21 protein-coding genes, 1 other RNA gene and 1 riboswitch are annotated in these 17390 nt (G+C 49.6%); of the genes, 3 read left to right on the plus strand and 19 right to left on the minus strand.

The features are described from left to right. Positions 1-71: 71 nt before the first annotated feature. The 7 genes from LLU09_RS05975 to LLU09_RS06005 all read right to left on the minus strand — a co-directional run bounded on the left by LLU09_RS05975 (position 72) and on the right by LLU09_RS06005 (position 4489). A complete protein-coding gene (locus LLU09_RS05975) occupies positions 72-956 on the minus strand; it encodes a MetQ/NlpA family ABC transporter substrate-binding protein (protein ID WP_228310936.1) in 885 nt (294 codons plus the stop codon). A 40-nt stretch (positions 957-996) separates the two neighbouring features. Continuing rightward, positions 997-1689, minus strand: a complete 693-nt coding sequence (locus tag LLU09_RS05980) for a methionine ABC transporter permease (RefSeq protein ID WP_271398556.1) — start codon at positions 1687-1689, stop codon at positions 997-999. Next, positions 1686-2705 carry a methionine ABC transporter ATP-binding protein gene (locus tag LLU09_RS05985; protein ID WP_228310937.1) on the minus strand — a complete coding sequence of 340 codons (1020 nt, stop codon included), beginning with the start codon at positions 2703-2705 and terminating at the stop codon, positions 1686-1688. Before LLU09_RS05985 ends, LLU09_RS05980 begins: the two co-directional genes overlap by 4 nt. A 102-nt stretch (positions 2706-2807) precedes the next feature. Beyond that, positions 2808-2906, minus strand: a riboswitch (SAM riboswitch). Positions 2907-2943: 37 nt separating this feature from the next. After that, a complete protein-coding gene (locus LLU09_RS05990) occupies positions 2944-3264 on the minus strand; it encodes a thioredoxin family protein (protein WP_228310938.1) in 321 nt (106 codons plus the stop codon). Further along, a complete protein-coding gene (locus LLU09_RS05995; protein ID WP_200887916.1) occupies positions 3215-3622 on the minus strand; it encodes a toprim domain-containing protein in 408 nt (135 codons plus the stop codon). Before LLU09_RS05995 ends, LLU09_RS05990 begins: the two co-directional genes overlap by 50 nt. 61 nt (positions 3623-3683) lie before the next feature. Continuing rightward, positions 3684-4064, minus strand: coding sequence for a glycine cleavage system protein GcvH (gcvH, locus tag LLU09_RS06000; RefSeq protein ID WP_228310939.1), 381 nt, complete (start codon positions 4062-4064; stop codon positions 3684-3686). Between the two features lie 62 nt (positions 4065-4126). Then, entirely contained in the window at positions 4127-4489 is a 363-nt protein-coding gene (locus LLU09_RS06005) for a Spx/MgsR family RNA polymerase-binding regulatory protein (RefSeq protein WP_228310940.1), read from the minus strand. Between the two features lie 145 nt (positions 4490-4634). Here LLU09_RS06005 and LLU09_RS06010 point away from each other — a divergent pair, with 145 nt between their 5' ends. Then, complete coding sequence (locus LLU09_RS06010) at positions 4635-4952, plus strand: thioredoxin family protein (protein ID WP_228310941.1); 318 nt, start codon at positions 4635-4637, stop codon at positions 4950-4952. A 39-nt stretch (positions 4953-4991) separates the two neighbouring features. Here the strand turns inward: LLU09_RS06010 and aroD are convergent, their stop codons facing one another. Next, the gene (gene aroD, locus LLU09_RS06015; protein ID WP_228310942.1) at positions 4992-5735 is read right to left on the minus strand and encodes a type I 3-dehydroquinate dehydratase; all 744 of its coding nucleotides are present in this window, start codon (positions 5733-5735) and stop codon (positions 4992-4994) included. Positions 5736-5880: 145 nt separating this feature from the next. Here aroD and LLU09_RS06020 point away from each other — a divergent pair, with 145 nt between their 5' ends. Together LLU09_RS06020 and LLU09_RS06025 are read left to right on the plus strand one after the other, a co-directional pair. Then, entirely contained in the window at positions 5881-6228 is a 348-nt protein-coding gene (locus LLU09_RS06020) for a DUF488 domain-containing protein (protein ID WP_228310943.1), read from the plus strand. A gap of 154 nt (positions 6229-6382) precedes the next feature. Further along, the gene (locus tag LLU09_RS06025) at positions 6383-6703 is read left to right on the plus strand and encodes a DUF3243 domain-containing protein (protein WP_228310944.1); all 321 of its coding nucleotides are present in this window, start codon (positions 6383-6385) and stop codon (positions 6701-6703) included. Between the two features lie 47 nt (positions 6704-6750). Here LLU09_RS06025 and LLU09_RS06030 read toward each other — a convergent pair whose 3' ends face one another. From LLU09_RS06030 to eno, 11 genes are all read right to left on the minus strand, one after another. After that, positions 6751-8220, minus strand: coding sequence for a Mur ligase family protein (locus LLU09_RS06030; protein ID WP_228310945.1), 1470 nt, complete (start codon positions 8218-8220; stop codon positions 6751-6753). A gap of 107 nt (positions 8221-8327) precedes the next feature. Next, positions 8328-8705, minus strand: coding sequence for a YbgA family protein (locus LLU09_RS06035; RefSeq protein WP_228310946.1), 378 nt, complete (start codon positions 8703-8705; stop codon positions 8328-8330). Positions 8706-8769: 64 nt separating this feature from the next. Beyond that, positions 8770-9780: a phosphoribosyltransferase-like anti-phage protein gene (locus LLU09_RS06040; protein ID WP_228310947.1), complete on the minus strand. Its 1011-nt coding sequence runs from the start codon at positions 9778-9780 to the stop codon at positions 8770-8772. A 197-nt stretch (positions 9781-9977) separates the two neighbouring features. Next, positions 9978-10400 carry a universal stress protein gene (locus LLU09_RS06045; protein WP_228310948.1) on the minus strand — a complete coding sequence of 141 codons (423 nt, stop codon included), beginning with the start codon at positions 10398-10400 and terminating at the stop codon, positions 9978-9980. Between the two features lie 199 nt (positions 10401-10599). Continuing rightward, positions 10600-10965, minus strand: a transfer-messenger RNA (tmRNA) gene (gene ssrA, locus LLU09_RS06050). A 74-nt stretch (positions 10966-11039) separates the two neighbouring features. Beyond that, complete coding sequence (smpB, locus tag LLU09_RS06055; protein WP_040105080.1) at positions 11040-11504, minus strand: SsrA-binding protein SmpB; 465 nt, start codon at positions 11502-11504, stop codon at positions 11040-11042. A 2-nt stretch (positions 11505-11506) separates the two neighbouring features. Next, positions 11507-13798, minus strand: a complete 2292-nt coding sequence (gene rnr, locus LLU09_RS06060) for a ribonuclease R (protein WP_228310949.1) — start codon at positions 13796-13798, stop codon at positions 11507-11509. Positions 13799-13809: 11 nt separating this feature from the next. Further along, positions 13810-14559 carry an alpha/beta hydrolase gene (locus tag LLU09_RS06065; RefSeq protein WP_228310950.1) on the minus strand — a complete coding sequence of 250 codons (750 nt, stop codon included), beginning with the start codon at positions 14557-14559 and terminating at the stop codon, positions 13810-13812. Positions 14560-14655: 96 nt separating this feature from the next. Continuing rightward, positions 14656-14886 (minus strand): preprotein translocase subunit SecG, encoded by a 231-nt coding sequence (gene secG / locus LLU09_RS06070; RefSeq protein WP_228310951.1) that lies wholly within the window; start codon positions 14884-14886, stop codon positions 14656-14658. A 98-nt stretch (positions 14887-14984) separates the two neighbouring features. Next, positions 14985-15953, minus strand: coding sequence for a carbohydrate kinase family protein (locus tag LLU09_RS06075; RefSeq protein WP_228310952.1), 969 nt, complete (start codon positions 15951-15953; stop codon positions 14985-14987). Between the two features lie 105 nt (positions 15954-16058). Next, entirely contained in the window at positions 16059-17360 is a 1302-nt protein-coding gene (eno, locus tag LLU09_RS06080) for a phosphopyruvate hydratase (protein WP_228310953.1), read from the minus strand. Positions 17361-17390 lie beyond the last annotated feature (30 nt).

The following is a 17390-nucleotide window of genomic DNA, read 5'->3' on the forward strand; positions in this document are numbered from 1 at the left end:
AGGACAGGATTTTTTTCAATTAAAACATATTAATCGTAAAAAACCCCCGGTCCACAACCGGGGGCCCTGCATTATTCTGTTGGAATGACTGCACCTTCATAATTCTCTTCGATGAACTGCTTGATTTCTTCACCCTGGAGCACTTCCATGAGTTTCTGGATATCTTCGCGCTCTTCATCGCCGGTGCGGACTGCCACAAGGTTGGCGTAAGGGGAGTTGCCATCCTCAACGACGATGGAATCCTCCGTCGGGCTCAGTCCGCCGTCCAGTGCGAAGTTGGAGTTGATGATGACAGCAGGCGCCTCATTATTTTCATACATGCTGACAAGCAGCTCCGGAGCAGTCTGGTTATCGAATTCAAAATTCTTTTCATTTGATGTGATGTCATCGAAAGTCGCATCTTCAATGTCGATGCCATCTTCGATTTCAACCAGTCCTGCATTTACGAAAAATGAAAGGAAACGCCCTTCTTCAGCGGGGTTGTTGGACACGAGGATCGTCGATCCATCAGGCAGGTCTTCAAGGGAGTCGTAGTCCTGGGAATATACGGCCATCGGCTCGATATGTACATTTCCCGCACTTGTGATGTCATAGTCATGGGATTCCTTTTCCGTTTCCAGGTATGGCGTATGCTGGAAGTAGTTTGCATCCACTTCCTCATCCGCCAGCAGACGGTTTGGCGTCGTGTAGTCATTGACGATGGAAATATCGAGTTCTATACCCTCTTCCTCAAGAACCGTTGCCGCTTCTTCAAGGATTTCAGCATGTGGCGCTGGAGAGGCTGCGATGGATATCGTGCCCCCCGCTTCTTCAGTCTCTTCATTTTCAGCGTTCTCCGCTGTTTCTTCGCTTTCTTCACTGTCGTCGGTGACGGCCTCTTCCGATCCGCCGTTGCCGCATGCGACCAATAGAGCTGCAAAAATAGAAATGGTGAGCAACAAGAAAATCTTCTTCATTACATTTTCCCTCTTTCCTGATTGATTTTTATATTGAAGATTACCGCTTATCGACCGCTTTCGCAGTCAAGTCACCCAGAATCTGGATGATGAAGACGATAACCAGTATTACTACAGTTGCGACCAGGGTGACATCACTCTGGTTTCTTGTGAATCCTACCATGTATGCAAGGTTGCCGAGGCCGCCTGCACCGATGACGCCGGCGATTGCTGTGGATCCGACAAGCATGATTGCGGTGACGGTGATACCTGAGATGAGTGCCGGCAGAGATTCCGGAAGCAGCACCTTCCAGATGATCGTCCATGTATTGGCGCCCATGGATTCAGCTGCTTCAATGACACCTTTATCAATCTCTTTAAGCCCTATCTCGACCAGGCGTGCATAGAAGGGTGACGCCCCGATGATCAGTGCCGGCAGCGCCCCCTGTGACCCCATGATGGTGCCCATCAGCACTTTCGTGAATGGGATGAGGAGGATGATCAGTATGATGAATGGTATCGCACGGAACAGATTGACGAGGAATGCAGTGACGCCGTAGACGGGCGCGCTGGCTGCATGTTCGCTTTTCGACGACAGGAACAGGATGATGCCGAGGACCAGTCCGAATATGAATGTGAATACGGTGGAGATGACGGTCATGTAGAGGGTTTCATTCGTCGCCGTCAGTACATCATCCCATTTGACATTTTCGAATGAGAACATTTCGGCGAAGGCATTGATGAACTCGCTCATCCTTCCACCTCCACTGTTACAGCATGTTCAGCCAGTTCCTGCCTCAAGCCCTCAAGGTCGGCGTCATCAATTTCGATCGCAACATAGAGGTGGCCGTATGATTCATTGTTCGTCCGCTTTATGTTCCCCGAGAGGATGTTCAGGTCAAGGTTATACTTCTTGACGACCTGAGAGACGATCGGTGCTTTCGACTGGGAACCGACGAAGCCGAGCTTGAGTATCTTCGATGTCGGGAACATCTCCCTGACCTCCTCGAATGACAATGCCGTCTCCTCATCGTTGATGTCGTCCTTGACGAAGCGTTTCGTCACACCGTGCTCGGGGTTCTGGAACAGTTTGATCACCGGCCCCGTCTCCACGACGCGACCGTTCTCCATCACTGCCGCACGATCGCATATTTTGCGGATGACATGCATCTCATGGGTGATGAGGACGATGGTGAGGTCCATCTCATCACGTATCTTCACCAGCAGATCGAGCACCTCGTCGGTCGTTTCGGGATCAAGCGCACTCGTCGCTTCATCACACAGAAGCACTTCCGGCCTGTTGGAGAGTGCCCGTGCAATGCCGACCCGCTGCTTCTGACCACCGGAGAGCTGGCTTGGGTAGTTGTCTTCGCGCCCCGTGAGACCGACGAGATCCACGAGCTCGGCTACACGGCGCGCACGCTCCTTCTTCGGTATGCCGGCTATCTCCAATGGGAAGCTGATGTTCTCGGCTACCGTCCGGGACCAGAGCAGGTTGAAGTGCTGGAAGATCATTGAGACCTTCTGCCGTTTCTTGAGCAGGTCCGCCCGGCCCATGGCACTGATGATATCGTCACCGATCACCACTTCCCCTGAAGAGGGCTGTTCCAGGCCATTCAGCATCCTGATCAGTGTGGATTTCCCTGCACCTGAATAGCCGATGACACCGAATATCTCCCCTTCCCTGATATGGAGATTGACATCATCCACAGCCTGGATTGTATTGTTCTTCGTCTTGAATATTTTCGTTGCCTTCTTTATATCAATCATATGTTTCACCCTGACCTATATATTGGAAAAGTCGAACATTTTCCTCGTGATAAACAAAGAGCCTGCTCAAAAGTTGAGCAGGCACCGGTTTTATCCATAAGCCTCTCATCTTCGATCGATTGATCAGTGAATTGGCACCTTGTCATAAAGACGGTTGCCGTGGTTTCGTCGGGCACTTCCCTCCACCACTCTGGATAAGAGTTGTATTATTAGATTGTCAATAATATTATCATCCGCATCACTGTCCGTCAACAAGGAAGTCATCGAAGACTTCCGACAGATGGAGCACGGACTGGAAGGCGTAAACTTCACGGACGAGCCTGCCATCCCTGAACAACAGCAGTGCAGGTGCCGATCTGACCTCGTAGGCCTCAATAAGATCCTTATGATAATTCAGATCTATCGAAGTATAGGAGAACCCCTTCGTCTCAGAAACGATATCGAGCATGCGTTCTGCAATCTGGCAGTTGGCGCATATCGGTGCATATCCATAGAGTATGAATGTTTCCTCAGATTGAATACGGCTCGTAATATCGATTGTCCTTGATTCTTTCATCATTGCCGAACTTACCTTTCATGATCAGACTTGTATCTACGTAGAAATCGTGTCTCATAAGGAGGTTTGCCAGGTAGTCACGTGGGCAGCGGCCCACTTCACCGAACTTCGGATCAATATATATATGAGTACTTTCACTCAGATGTTTTTTGAACCATTTCCTGATGTTTCTGCCTTCTTTATCCGCATCGGAGAGGATATAGATGTCGGAGCCATTCAGCTCATCGAGAATCTCATCCAATTTTGAGATTCCCATTGTACCATGGGTGCATATGATCTGTACAGGTTCTATCAATACTTCTTCGATACGCCGCTTATCCGTCTTTCCTTCGACAATGAGCACTTTATCGGAAAAATACACTGCCATCACCCCTGGTATGATATTTTAAAAAAACTCCAGACAGAGTCCAGAGTTTCAGGTTCTATGCATCCACCATTTCATCGTAGGCATCTGCATCCATCAGTTTATCAAGCTGTGATTCGTCAGACAGTTCAATGACGATCATCCATGCTTCTTCATACGGAGATTCGTTGACAAGCTCAGGGCTATCCTCAAGCTCTTCATTGATTTCCACTACCGTACCGCTGAGCGGTGCATACAGCTCTGATACCGTCTTTACGGATTCTACACTGCCGAATGATTCTCCGGTAGTGATTTCATCGCCTTCAGCAGGCAGCTCCACGAATACGATATCACCGAGCTCGGATTGAGCGAATTCTGTGATGCCGATAGTCGCTTTGCCATCTTCAAATTTGATCCATTCATGATCTTCTGAATACTTATATTCTTTTGGTGTTGCCACGACAAAAACCTCCTTTTCTTATACACATATATAATCTCATAGTTCGCACTATTTAGGCAAGCCTAATTCTCAGCGTTCATAAATTGTTTGTATTCGTCCTCTTTGAAGCCAAGAGTGACACCTGAGCCGTCATAAAGGAGGGGACGTCTGATCAGCATGCCATCTGTAGAAAGCAGTTCGAGCTTCTCCTCTTTAGTCATTTCATCCAGGCGTTCCTTGAGTTCCAGTTCCTTGAATCTTTTGCCGCGCTTGTTGAAGAATTCATCTACATCCTTCCCCGAGCGATCCACCATCTCGGCCAGTGTGGCGGCTGCCGGCGGCTGCTTCACCATATCGATGCTCTCGAAAGCGACATCATTTTCCTGCAGGAACTTCTTCCCTTTACGGCAAGTCGTGCATTTCGGGTATTCATATAATGTAATCATCCATTACCTCCAGAAGGTTTTCTACACATAATATACTTGCAAATAAACACCCATTGCAAGCGGAACCGGATTGTCCGTTTCATATTCGGCCTGAAAGATGGTAAAATGGGTGGCAATCACACTGTTAAAGGAGCACTGATAGATAATGGAAGCAATCAGACAATACGACGACTACAGGAAGAAAATACAGGGCGATGACAAGATCGTCATCAAGTTCTTCGCCGACTGGTGCCCGGACTGCACACGCATGAACATGTTCATCGATCCGATTCTTGAGGAATACAGCCACATCGACTGGTATGAACTGAACCGTGACGAAGTGCCGGAAGCCGCAGATGAAAATGATGTCATGGGCATCCCGAGCCTGCTCGTCTTCCAAAATGGGGAGAAGCTCGCGCATCTCCACTCTGCAGATGCGAAGTCCCCCGAATCGGTCAAGGATTTCCTTCAGAAAAGCATATAGCACAAGAAAAGCGTCCAAAGTTGGACGCTTTTCTTATGCCTATTCGAATATCTTCAAGTTCTCCTTGAGGACCTCGGCATGAATCTGCCCCGGTGCCGCCTTATGGGATATATACCCGTATGTCAGGCAGGAACCGAATACACCGCCTGCAAGACGTGTGATCCTGCCCATCTCGCCCATCGCAATCCCGACTATCTGGCAGTTGAACTTTTCCCGTGCGTCATGGACGGCGCTGAGTACACTGAGCACATCCCGTCCATCTGAGGGCTTGTAGGCAAGCTTCAGTATGTCTCCGCCCCGTTCATACATATTCATATATGTCGCCATCATCTCATCAAAGTGCGGGGTATCCTTGAAGTCATGCTGGCTCAGAATGACGCCGACACCCTTCTCCTTCGCCTTCTGGACAAGGTTATCCACGATATCCTCATATTTGAAGAATTCGATGTCGATGATGTCGACGCTGCACTGTTCAAGTACAGCATCGAGCAGGGATTCGTACTCCGCCGCTGTCTTCTGCCCTTTCCCCCCTTCATTCAGCGTACGGTACGTATAGATGATCGGGTAGTCCTTCATTTCGTCGACGATGTGGTTGACCAGGTTGATGTGTTCTTCATGACTCAATGCGTCGAATGCATCACTCCTGATTTCAACGATGTCGAATATCCCCTTGTGGGATAGCGCCGACTCGATTTCTTCATCGATCGTCTCTTTGGAATGGTTCGTAAAAGAAACCACTACCTTCGGTTGCCCTGCTCCAATTTCTACACCTTTAATATTCATATGGACCCCTCTCGCAATCTCTTTTTATTTATATACATTATAGAAAGTTTAAAGAAAATTCAATCACCCGGATGGAATATATGTAAAATTCCTATATTGTTTATTCCCTTAATCCAATGGGGACAACCATAATGAGGTGATGAAAATGCTGAAGATGAAGCGGGCTTATGATGATATATCGAAGCAGGATGGAAGAAGGATACTCGTCGACGGTATCTGGCCGAGGCGCGTCAGCAAAGAGGACCTGGCACACGACGAATGGTACAAATCCCTGGCGCCCTCGAAGGAGCTCAGGGAATGGTTCGATCATGACCCCGGGAAGTGGGACACCTTCAAGGAAAGGTACTTCAAGGAACTCGACGGCCATAAGGAGACCCTCAGAGAAATAAAAGCACAGAGCGAGGGCCATAACGTCACACTCCTGTATGGAGCGAAGGATGAAGAGCACAACCAGGCGGCAGCCATAAAGGAATACATTGAAAATATGGATTGAGCCGCTTTTTGAATGATCATGTTTATCCCATGCGTTGGACGGCTATTTTATGAATAGAGTATTCATCATACTCTGAATTTCATCGTTCATCATGCCACTCCCGTCGGCATTAGCGTATACTACCACTAATATTGACCAGCAGGAGGTATGGAATATGAGTAATGAAGAAATGAGAAATCCCGAGGAAAAGGCTGAAAATATGGATCAGGAAAACAAGGATGAGATCCTCGAGAGCTATAACAAGTTCCTCAACTACCTTGGAGACCAGGTCAGCAAGGGTGAAAAGGTCGGAATGGATGAAGACCAGCTGGCCAAAGCTGCCAAAAGGGTTGCAGACTACCTCGCTTCCAATGAAGAGCCACGCAACCGTGAAGAACAGGTGCTGAAGGAACTTTGGAAGGCTACAGACAGCAGTGACGAAAAGGACACGATGGCAGGAATACTTGTCAGACTTGCACAGAAGACAAATGGCTAGTCCATTTCATCATAGTAGAGAGGACACTTCCGACCGGAAGTGTCCTCTTATGTTTTCCTGCAGTCATCCAGATACTGCAGGATGAATTGCCTGTCATCGTGGGCAATCACATCCCCCCTATAGTGCTGGGGTTCATTGATGCCCGTCAACAGTATGATCGTATCCGGACCAGCATGGTCGATGGCCCGGATGATGCCCTCCTGGCGTGATAATGCCGTGGTGGTGTTGGAAGCATCGTATGATGGAGGCAGGTGCTTCTGCATCATGCCGACAATCTTCTCCTCATCTTCATAGCCGACCTGCTCTGCAGCCAGCACGAGATGATGCAGTTCTTCAGGAATCAATCTCATCGTCATTCTGATCTTACGATACCCCCTCATCCCAATTCCAGTCACCATGACAATCAGTTTCTTCTCCATCTTTTCTGCATATATCATCGCATTGATGATGGATTCCTTGGTCGCGATCGGTGTGTGGGCGAAATCCAGTATGAATTGGTACTGTCCTTCCGAAAACAGCTCGAAACGGTGCACCGGGGGAGATATTTTTGCCGCTGCATGGATCACAGCTTCAACATCATGACCCAGTTTCAGCAGAGCGAATATGCCCGTCGCCAGGTTGATGTAGTTATGCTCACCGAGGAATCCGGGTCTGACTTCATAATGGACCTCCCCTACATGGATATCGATATGATCGATGTCCGTCTGATAGCGGTAGTAGGTATCCTCGTCTTCTGAAAACTGATGCCTGTCCTTCGCCAGTACCCGGTATTCGGGGGCATCCATGTTGACGAGCACCTCGTCACTCAGGTCGGCCAGGCTCAGTTTGGACTCGAGATACCGCCTCATCGTCTTGTGGTAGTCCAGATGCTCTGGACTGAAATTGATGAATACCGCCAGGTCATTGCGTATGAATCCCGTCCGCCCCTGGTCCAGGGCGATGGATGTGGCTTCATAGACGATATAATCATATTCCCTCGTTGAAAAGTACTTGATGATTTCAGCAAACTCGAAGTGCATCGGAGTGGTCGGAGTCGTGTGAGCAAAGTCCACCTTTTCGTATGCGCCATCAAACACCCCGAGGGTGCCAACCGTCGCCACTTTACAGCCGAGTTCCGACAGCAGGCGTCCGATGAAATGGCTTGTCGTCGTCTTGCCATTCGTCCCGGTCACCGCGATATATTTCATTCTCCCGATATGCTCACCATAGAAGAGTTCGACGAGCCTGATCGATACCTCAGCGAAGTCATCGACATAGCAGATGGCGACTTTATCATGGAAATCGATGAAGGCATCCTCTTCAAAATCTGTGATGATGAGCGCCGGTTTCCTCAAAATCGCCTCCTGAAGGTACTTGGCTGAATTTTTTGATGCTTTGAGCATGAAGATATGATCTTCCCCGAGGTTCTGGTACATCGAAGTAATGCCCTGTACTGCTCCCCGGTTGTGCATTTCTGCCCTCACGTTGTAACCAGTAATGTTTTCCCGAATCGTTTCGAATACTGTTGCCGCGTTCATCAAAGTCCCCTTTATTCCTTTATTTAATTGTAAATTCACCCTATGCTTGGTCCTTATACTATACATTAAATCATCCCGTCATAATACCTCCGGGATAAAATTTTGCGCTATATATATGATTCCAGAATCGACGAATTGAGCAGATACCGTTCATCATATTTCTTTGAAAGGGCGGCCAGGAAGTAAAGCAATGCTTCAGCCTCCACTTCACCTTCCAGAAGATGCTCCTTCAGCCTCCTGTACTCCGCCTTCTCATCCTCATCGCTGCAATTCCTGAAATAGCCCCACATATGATCGATGGCATTCATCATGGATCCTTTAGTTGGCGAGACCTTGATTGCTTCCATGATCAGCTCTTCGACCGTCTCATAGGAAGCTGCACCCTTCAGCACTTCGCGGATTTCATTGTAGTGCTTCTGGCTGTGGAACATCACCCGGTATTTTTCATGTGCCCACAACTGCTCCATTCTGCCCCTTTCCTTCATATCCTTCCCTCCTACTTCCCATTCTACCCATGATAAAAAGCCTGCAACCGTTGGCTGCAGGCTTTTACATCCATGCTTCTAAGTTCCCCTTCCTCGGAAACAGAGGATACCATCCACCCTCCTCCCACCACATGACAAGAGGACAATGGTCCGAAATATTCAAGTGTGAAATATAATATGAACCGAAACCGAGTGTCCTGGAAGCATCATACCCCAGAGGCTTCATATAAACTTCCGGCTTCATCATATGATTGACGATTTCCACCCCCTTCTCGAGGAAGAGCTTTTCCACCAGCTTCCTATTCATAGCCCCTGTAAAGTATGCATCGGATTTTGGATGTCCGCTTTTACGCAGTATGGGCACTACTTCATTCCGGACATTGGACCTCATCTTCACGATACGGCTGATGTAGTCGGTGGTTTCTTCATTATAGCCGATTCCTGAAGAAGGCCAATAGCCCTCGTAAACCTTCTTCGCATCATCCAGCCTGTTTTTGAATTCGATGAAATGCCGCAGGTATATTCTTGTGTGCGGCAGAAGCCTTTCCATTTGTGCGGTGATATAGTCCAGATCCCTCGTGTGGACAGCGAAAACGATGATGTCCAACCTCTCTATGGACTGGGAATCATCGAATGTCGCCATCCATCTCCTCAGTCCGTCGACGAACCGTCCACCCGACCAGATTGCTTCATCTATGTAGATGTATGAAGCAGCCTCTCCTTTCCCACATTCAGACATGAAAATGCCGTATGCTTCAGAAAGGGCTTCATCGAACATCTGCAGAATCATCTTCCGGTCCCCTTCCGCCTGTCTTGGATCCATGAACTTAACCGATTCCACGCCATCCGGGAATATATTCGCATCTGATATGATTTCACCTATCATCCGCTTCATTTCCATCCTAGAAAGATATGACCTGCCCAACACATTTGCCAGTTCCTTCAATATGACCTTATGATGTTCCGCAGGAAACTGATCCAGCCACCTTTCAACATGTCCATCGCTGAAGTTTATGTTCCCATAATCGCTGACAGCAGCCAAAAGCGAAGATATCAAATCCCCTGTATCCTTCATCAGCACTCCCCTCCTGAAAGGCTGTACCATATTTCCTACCATCATCTGCCTGTGCCTCGTAATCATATGTAATTGAGCTGTGTCTTCTGCTTTTATGGCCAAAAAAAGCCTGCATATGGATGATGCAGGCCGGTGCGATGGACCCTTCTCCTAATCCCGGAAAGTGGCAGAGCCGGGTCGGAAGGAATTCGAAATCGTTATTTGATGATCAGGACCGGTGTGTTGACACGTTTTGCCACTTTGTGTGTGACATGTCCAAGTACATGTTTGATCTCACGTTTTGAACGCCTGTTGCTCATGACGACAACTTCATAATCGTTTTCATTTATCTCCTTCAGAAGCTCGTTCGTCACACGTCCTTTACTGAAGCGGGTCGTATAGTTCAACCCCCGTTCCTCCAGTTCTTCGAGGAAAGGTTTGAGCTTCTCCTCCTTATCGCGGATGATCTCCTGAAAATGTTTGCCCTGATACTTTACGTTATCCACCATTTCGCTCTCCGGAATGACATTGAAGATCGTGATCTTCGCATCTTCGCTGTTGTCGGTCAGTTTGATCAATTGCTCTGGTACGTTATTGAAGGAATTCCCAAAGTCGTAAGGCAGAAGTATATCCTTGTACATAGTCACACACCCTTCTGTTTTCTTAAGTTTTCTGCCTCTAAAATAACAGATTTCAATAAGTTTATCCAATAATTATTCTGAATTTTAAAATTGTCCTCATCCGGTAGTTTTTTTGGCCGCCTCTTTCATTTGAAGAACTGCAGAATCCTTTTAGCCGGAACCACAAAAAGCCTCCGGCCCAATGATGGGCCGGAGGCAGATATGGAGACGGCGGGAGTCGAACCCGCGTCCAGAGACTTTGGCACAACTCTTTCTACGTGCGTAGTCCATTTTTCAATTTCGCATGGCTGATGGTAATGAACGGACCACAGATCCATGCTAGTCTGATTGATCTCTTCACCCGGTTCTCCAGACGGAAGAACCGGATGCGTATCCTGTTAAGGTTGAATCATCCGGTCACGACGCACAGGAAACGTCATGGGATGATGCAGAGCGCTCTTAGGCAGCTACTGCGAAGTTATCTTGTTTGCCAGTTATTATTAACTGAGTATCGTTTATGACGGAGCCGATACCTCCGGCACGCTTAAGTTGCTCAAACAGCCCCTGTCGAATCCGGAACGTCCCCGGATTAAAAGGTACATCCCTCTCGAGACGTATACTATATAATACCATATTCCGGAATGAAAATCAAGATGGATGCTACTGCATACGGTCCTTGAGCGCGCGGTCGACGTCGCGTTTCATCTGCTTGCGCTTCAGGTCTTCCCGCTTGTCATACTTCTTCTTGCCGCGTCCGACACCAAGGAGCACTTTGCAGAAACCGTTCTTGATGTAGAGCTTCAGCGGAATCAGTGCATACCCTGCCTCCTGCACCTGTCCCTGCAGCTTGTCGATCTCCTTCCGCTTCAGCAGCAGCTTGCGTGTCCGCAGTGGATCGTGGTTGTAGCGGTTGCCCTCCTCATAGGGGGCGATGTGCATGTTGTACACATACATCTCACCCCTGTAGACCCGCGCATAGGCATCCTTCAAGTTGGCCGATCCCCGTCTGATGGACTTGATCTCGGTCCCCCTGAGCTCGATGCCCGCTTCAATCGTATCTTCAATATGATAATCGTGGCTCGCTTTCCTGTTCTGTGCAAGGGGTTTATCATGTGTCTTCTTCATAATTACTTCTTCCTCTTACTTTTTTTGGCGCCTTTGTAGAATGGCTTCTTGTTGGTCTTGCCCTTATCGAAGTTTTTCTTGCCATCCTGCTTCTTATCACCGTTCTTCGGTTTGGACTTGGCCTTGATCTGCACAGGCTTGTCCCTGCGTTCCCTCGGCTGGCGTTCAGGCATTCCGACGACCTTGAAGTCGATCAGCCGCTCTTCGAGGTTGACGCTCAACACTTCCACTTCGACAGGGTCCCCGATGCGGTAGACAGTGCCCGTACGGTCGCCGATCAGTGCCATATGACGCTCCTGGTACTGGTAGTGGTCGTCCGTCATATAGGAGACATGGACAAGACCTTCTATGGTATTCGGCAGCTCTACGAACATGCCGAAGTTCATGACGCCGGAGATGACACCTTCGTACGTCTCGCCCACATGCTGGATCATATACTCCGCCTTCTTCAGGTCATCAGTGTCCCGCTCTGCTTCCTGGGCCCTTCTTTCCCTGTTTGAAGTGTGCTCTGCGATATCAGGCAACTCGGCATCGATCTCATTGATCGTCTTCCGGTCCGTCTTCCCTTCGATCAGATACTTTCTGATCAGCCGGTGGACGACGAGGTCGGGATAACGGCGGATCGGGGACGTGAAGTGCGTATAGTACTCGGCCGACAGGCCGAAGTGTCCAAGATTGTCCTCCGCATACCTTGCCTGCTGCATGGAACGCAGCATCAATGTACTGATGACCATCTCTTCCGGACGGCCTTCAACTTCTTCGATGATCTCCTGCAGCGCACGCGGATGGATTTCGTTGCCCTTCCCTTTGACGATGATGCCGAAGTTGGTCACGAATTCGAAGAACTGGCGCAGCTTCTCCTCTTTTGGATCCTCGTGGACACGGTAGAGGAACGGCACTTCCATCCAGTGGAAGTGTTCAGCCACCGTCTCATTGGCGGCAAGCATGAATTCCTCGATCATGCGCTCGCCGACGGAACGTGTACGGAGGACGACATCCGCCGGGGTGCCATCCGCTTCAACGAGCACCTGCGCTTCGTTGAAGTCGAAGTCGATGGCACCACGCCGCTCCCTTCTGCCACGGAGTATCTTGGCCAGTGCTTCAGCCTCCTGCAGCATCGGATAGACGTCACTGTATTCTGCGATCAACGCTTCATCACCGGAATCCAGCATGTTGTTGACTGCGTCATATGTCATGCGGCGATCCGAATGGATGACACTCTGGAAGATGTCGTGGTTGACGACCTTGCCCGCAGAGTCAATTTCCATCCGACAGCTCATCGTCAGACGGTCGACGTCAGGGTTCAGTGAACAGATACCGTTCGACAGCCTGTGCGGTATCATCGGAATCACACGGTCGACCAGGTACACACTCGTCCCCCGCTCATATGCTTCCTTATCGAGGGGGGAGTCCTCCTCCACATAGTAGCTGACATCAGCAATGCTGACGATGAGTTCATGATTTCCGTTGTCGAGCTTCTTGACGGAGATCGCGTCATCGAGGTCTTTCGCATCGGCCCCGTCTATCGTAATCGTGAACTCATCACGCAGGTCCGTACGGCCTTTGAGCTCATCCCCACTGATCGTATCCGGTGCAGCCTCTGCCGCCTTCATCACTTCATCCGGGAACTCGATTTCTATCCCATGCTGGAAGATGATGGACAGTATATCCACTCCAGGGTCATTCTTATGACCCAGTATCTGGATGACGTGACCTTCGGGATTTGATTCCTCTTCACGGTATTTGGTGATCTCGACGAGCACCTTATGGCCGTCCACCGCTCCGAGATTCTGGTTCTTTGGAATGAAGATGTCATCGACGACCTTCTTCGAATCGGGGACGACGAATCCGAAATGCTTGCTCGCACGATACTCCCCAACAACACGTGTCGTGCCCCGGGTCAGTATGGTCGTGACCTCGCCTTCCTGGTTGTCCCCCTGCGAATGCTTCTGCACTTCCACAAGGACGATGTCCCCATCGAAGGCACCATTGATGGCATTCGGCGGGATGAAGATGTCCTCCATCTCGGTGTCTTCCGGTCGCAGGAAGCCGAAGCCGCGCTTATGAAGGGACAGCTTGCCTTTGACGAGGTCCGTTTCGCTCATCTTCATGTACTTGTCCTTCTTCGTCCTGTAGACTTCCCCGGACTCCTCAAGGGCAACCATCTCTTTTACCATTTCCTTGAAGTCTTCGGAGTCATATGCAGACAGTTCCTGTTGGAACTGGTCCATTGTCATCGGCCGATAATCTTCGGATCCGATCATTTCCAAAATCTTTTCTCTATAGTTACCCATGAATATGCCTCCTATTGCTCATTCCAGTCCAACTGGTTCATAAATGCGTGTATATCTTCGAACAGTTCCTTCTTCTCTTTATCTATCGTCAGTACATGCCCTGATTCCGGGTACCACTTCAGCTGCTTCTCATCTTCTTCAGTCCCGGACTCGTCATGGATGATGTTCGCCGAATCCGGATTGATCATTTCATCCTTTTCAGATTGGGCGATGAAGAGCGGTACATGCACATCCGGCAGACTGTCTTTTGCCGCCTCGATCATATCCCTGACCTCATCCAGCATGACGGTCGGTTCGAATGCCGCCATTTCACGCTCAATCTCCCCTATCGACTTTCCTTCCATCTTCTTGAACCCCCGTGCGTATTCAAGCACGCCCTCATACATCGTTCCGCGGTCCTTGAGGTACATTGGGGTGCAGATTGTTGAAACGCCTACTACATCACGCACTGTCGCAAGGCGCAATGCAAACACGCCACCAAGTGAAAGGCCGGATACGAATATCTTCTCATATCCCTCATCCACCAGAAAATCATAGGCTTCAAGCACCTGGGCCCACCATACGTGCGGGCTTGACTTCAGAAGGTTCTCCGGAGGTTCGGCGTGTCCTTCATAATGGGGGGCATAGGAAGTGATCCCCTGCTTCTGGAGGTAGCGTCCGAGCTGCCTTACATCTGATGAATTGCCGGTGAATCCATGGAGCAGCAGGACCGCCTTCTCCCCCTCCTCGAAGAAAAATGGCTGCGGTAACTGAATCTTCATTATTTATACCCTACTTTCAATTCATTAATTTCATTGTACTTTAAAAATCCCGCTTATAAAAATAAAAACCCCCTATGACATAGGGGGCTTCATATATTAGCTTAAATATGTGAGCAGCAGCATGATCAGGAAGAACAACAATGATAGAATGACGGTTGTCCTATGAAGTATAAGATCCATGCCACGCGCTTTCTGTTTACCAAATAATTGCTCTGCACCGCCACCGATTGCACCTGAGAGGCCGGCGCTTTTCCCTGACTGTAGCAATACCACTGCAATTAAAGATATACAAACGATAATCAATAGCACGACCAGTAGTGTTTGCATGTGGTAATCCCTCCGAATGATATTAACATTATGCATTTTATCAGATATGACGGGTGATTGCAAACTGGGAAGAGTACGCGCAGTGCCCTTCCGCCCACCTACCTGCAGTCCCTGATGAACGCTTCAACTTCCCCCTGTTCAGGGATGCTCGTGATGGCGCCTCTTTTAGATGTGGAGAGGGCACCGACCGCATTCGCAAAGCGGAGTACCTCCGGGCCGTTCTGCCTCAGGATTTCAAGGGCGGGGCCGGAGTCCGAGGAAAGCTTACGGAGCACTGCCCCTATGAAGGCATCCCCTGCGCCTGTCGTATCGATGGTCTCCACTTCGAACCCCCGATGCTCGCAGCGTCCACCTTCCCTGAAGAGTATCTCACTGCCAAGCGGCCCTTTCGTATAGATGACCGCTTCTGTATCCCCTGTGAAAAGTGCGCCCAGGGCAGCCGATTCCCCACTGATTCCGGTGATGAACTCAAGCTCTTCATCCGACACCTTTATGATATCGGCAAACCCCATGAATTCACGCACCGCTTTGCGGCACGCCTCTTCATCTTCCCACAGCGGCAGGCGGATGTTCGGATCGAAGACGATGGTGCCGCCCGCCTCCTTCACCCTCTGGATCACCGTCCGGTGTGTCTCCTTCATGACGCTTTCCACAAGGTCGACCGAACAGAAATGCAGGAGGTCGGACTTCGCGAAGTCGATTCCGCTGACTGCCGAACTGTCATATAGAAGATCGGCCGAAGGGTTCCTGTAGAACGAAAAGTCCCTGTTCCCCGCCTCATCAAGAGAGACGAAGGCAAGTCCTGTATTCGCTTCATGTGTCCGGGTGATGTACGCCGTATGTACCCCCTTCGCTTCAAGGAGTTCCAGTATACGGTCACCGAATGCGTCTGTGCCGAGCTGTGTCAGAAGATGGGATTCCCCGCCGAGTATCGCATGTGCCGCAGCGACATTCGCCGGTGCGCCCCCGACCTGTGGCTCGAAGCCATCGACATCCTTCAGCTTCCTCCCCTTTTCTGAAGGTATGAAATCGATCAGTGCTTCTCCGATAGTATAAAGGCGTTTCAACATCACCATCTCCATTCTTATGCTTGTTGCGAGAATTATATCATATGAGCGGCAGCGGTTTCTCCATAAAAAAAACCTCCCCTTGCAGGGAGGCTATGATGCGGACTACTTCTTGTCCAGATTATAGAAGGAGGAGAGTCCTTCGTATTTTGCCGTTTCGAACAGTTCGTCTTCGATCCTGAGCAGCTGATTGTACTTCGCCACCCGGTCCGTACGGGATGGTGCACCTGTCTTGATCTGTCCGGCATTGACCGCAACAGCGATGTCTGCAATCGTCGTATCTTCCGTTTCGCCGGAGCGGTGGGAGATGACGGCTGTGTAGCCGGCACGTTTTGCCATTTCAATCGCTTCAAATGTTTCTGTGAGCGTTCCGATCTGGTTGACTTTGATCAGGATGGCATTGCCGACACCTTCATTGATTGCGCGGGCAAGTTTCGTCGTGTTCGTCACGAAGAGGTCATCACCGACGAGCTGTACCTTGTCACCAAGCTTCTCGGTGAGCAGGCGTGTACCTTCCCAGTCGTTTTCATCCAGTCCATCCTCGATGGAGATGATCGGGTATTTCTCGATCATTTCTGCATACCAGTTGACCATTTCTTCAGATGTGTAGGATTTGCCTTCACCTTTGAGTTCATATTTGCCTGTTTTTGCATCATAGAACTCACTGGAAGCGGCATCCATTGCGAGACGGATCTGGTCGCCTGGTTTATATCCTGCCTTCTCCACTGCTTCAATGATTGTCGACAGCGCTTCTTCATTGGATCCGAGGTTCGGTGCGAATCCACCTTCATCACCAACACCAGTGTTGTAGCCTTTATCCTTCAGCACCTTCTTCAGGTTGTGGAAGATTTCAGCTCCCATGCGGAGGCCTTCCTTGAATGACTCTGCGCCGACAGGCATGATCATGAACTCCTGGATATCGACGTTGTTGTCTGCGTGCTCTCCGCCGTTGATGATGTTCATCATCGGTACTGGAAGCTGCACAGCACTGAAGCCGCCCAGATATTTATAGAGGGGCTGGCCTAGGAGGTCCGCTGCAGCTTTCGCTACGGCCATTGAGACTCCGAGGATGGCATTGGCGCCGAGCTTCCCTTTATTTTCCGTCCCATCGAGTGCGATCATCATCTTATCGATCGATACCTGCTCGAGTACACTGAAGTCGCCATCCACAAGCTCAGGCCCGATGACTTCATTGACGTTCTCGACTGCTTCTTCGACACCTTTTCCGAGGTAGCGTGTGTCATCGCCGTCACGCAGTTCGACAGCTTCATATTCTCCTGTGGAGGCACCTGAAGGGACGAGCGCACGTCCAAAGGCGCCGCTTTCCGTCAATACTTCCACCTCAACTGTCGGATTCCCGCGGGAATCGAGGACTTCGCGTGCATAAACATCTGTAATTAATGGCATATCAATATCTCCTTTTGTGTTGGTTTATAT

Source organism: Salinicoccus sp. RF5, assembly GCF_020786625.1.
Classification (GTDB): Bacteria; Bacillota; Bacilli; order Staphylococcales; family Salinicoccaceae; genus Salinicoccus.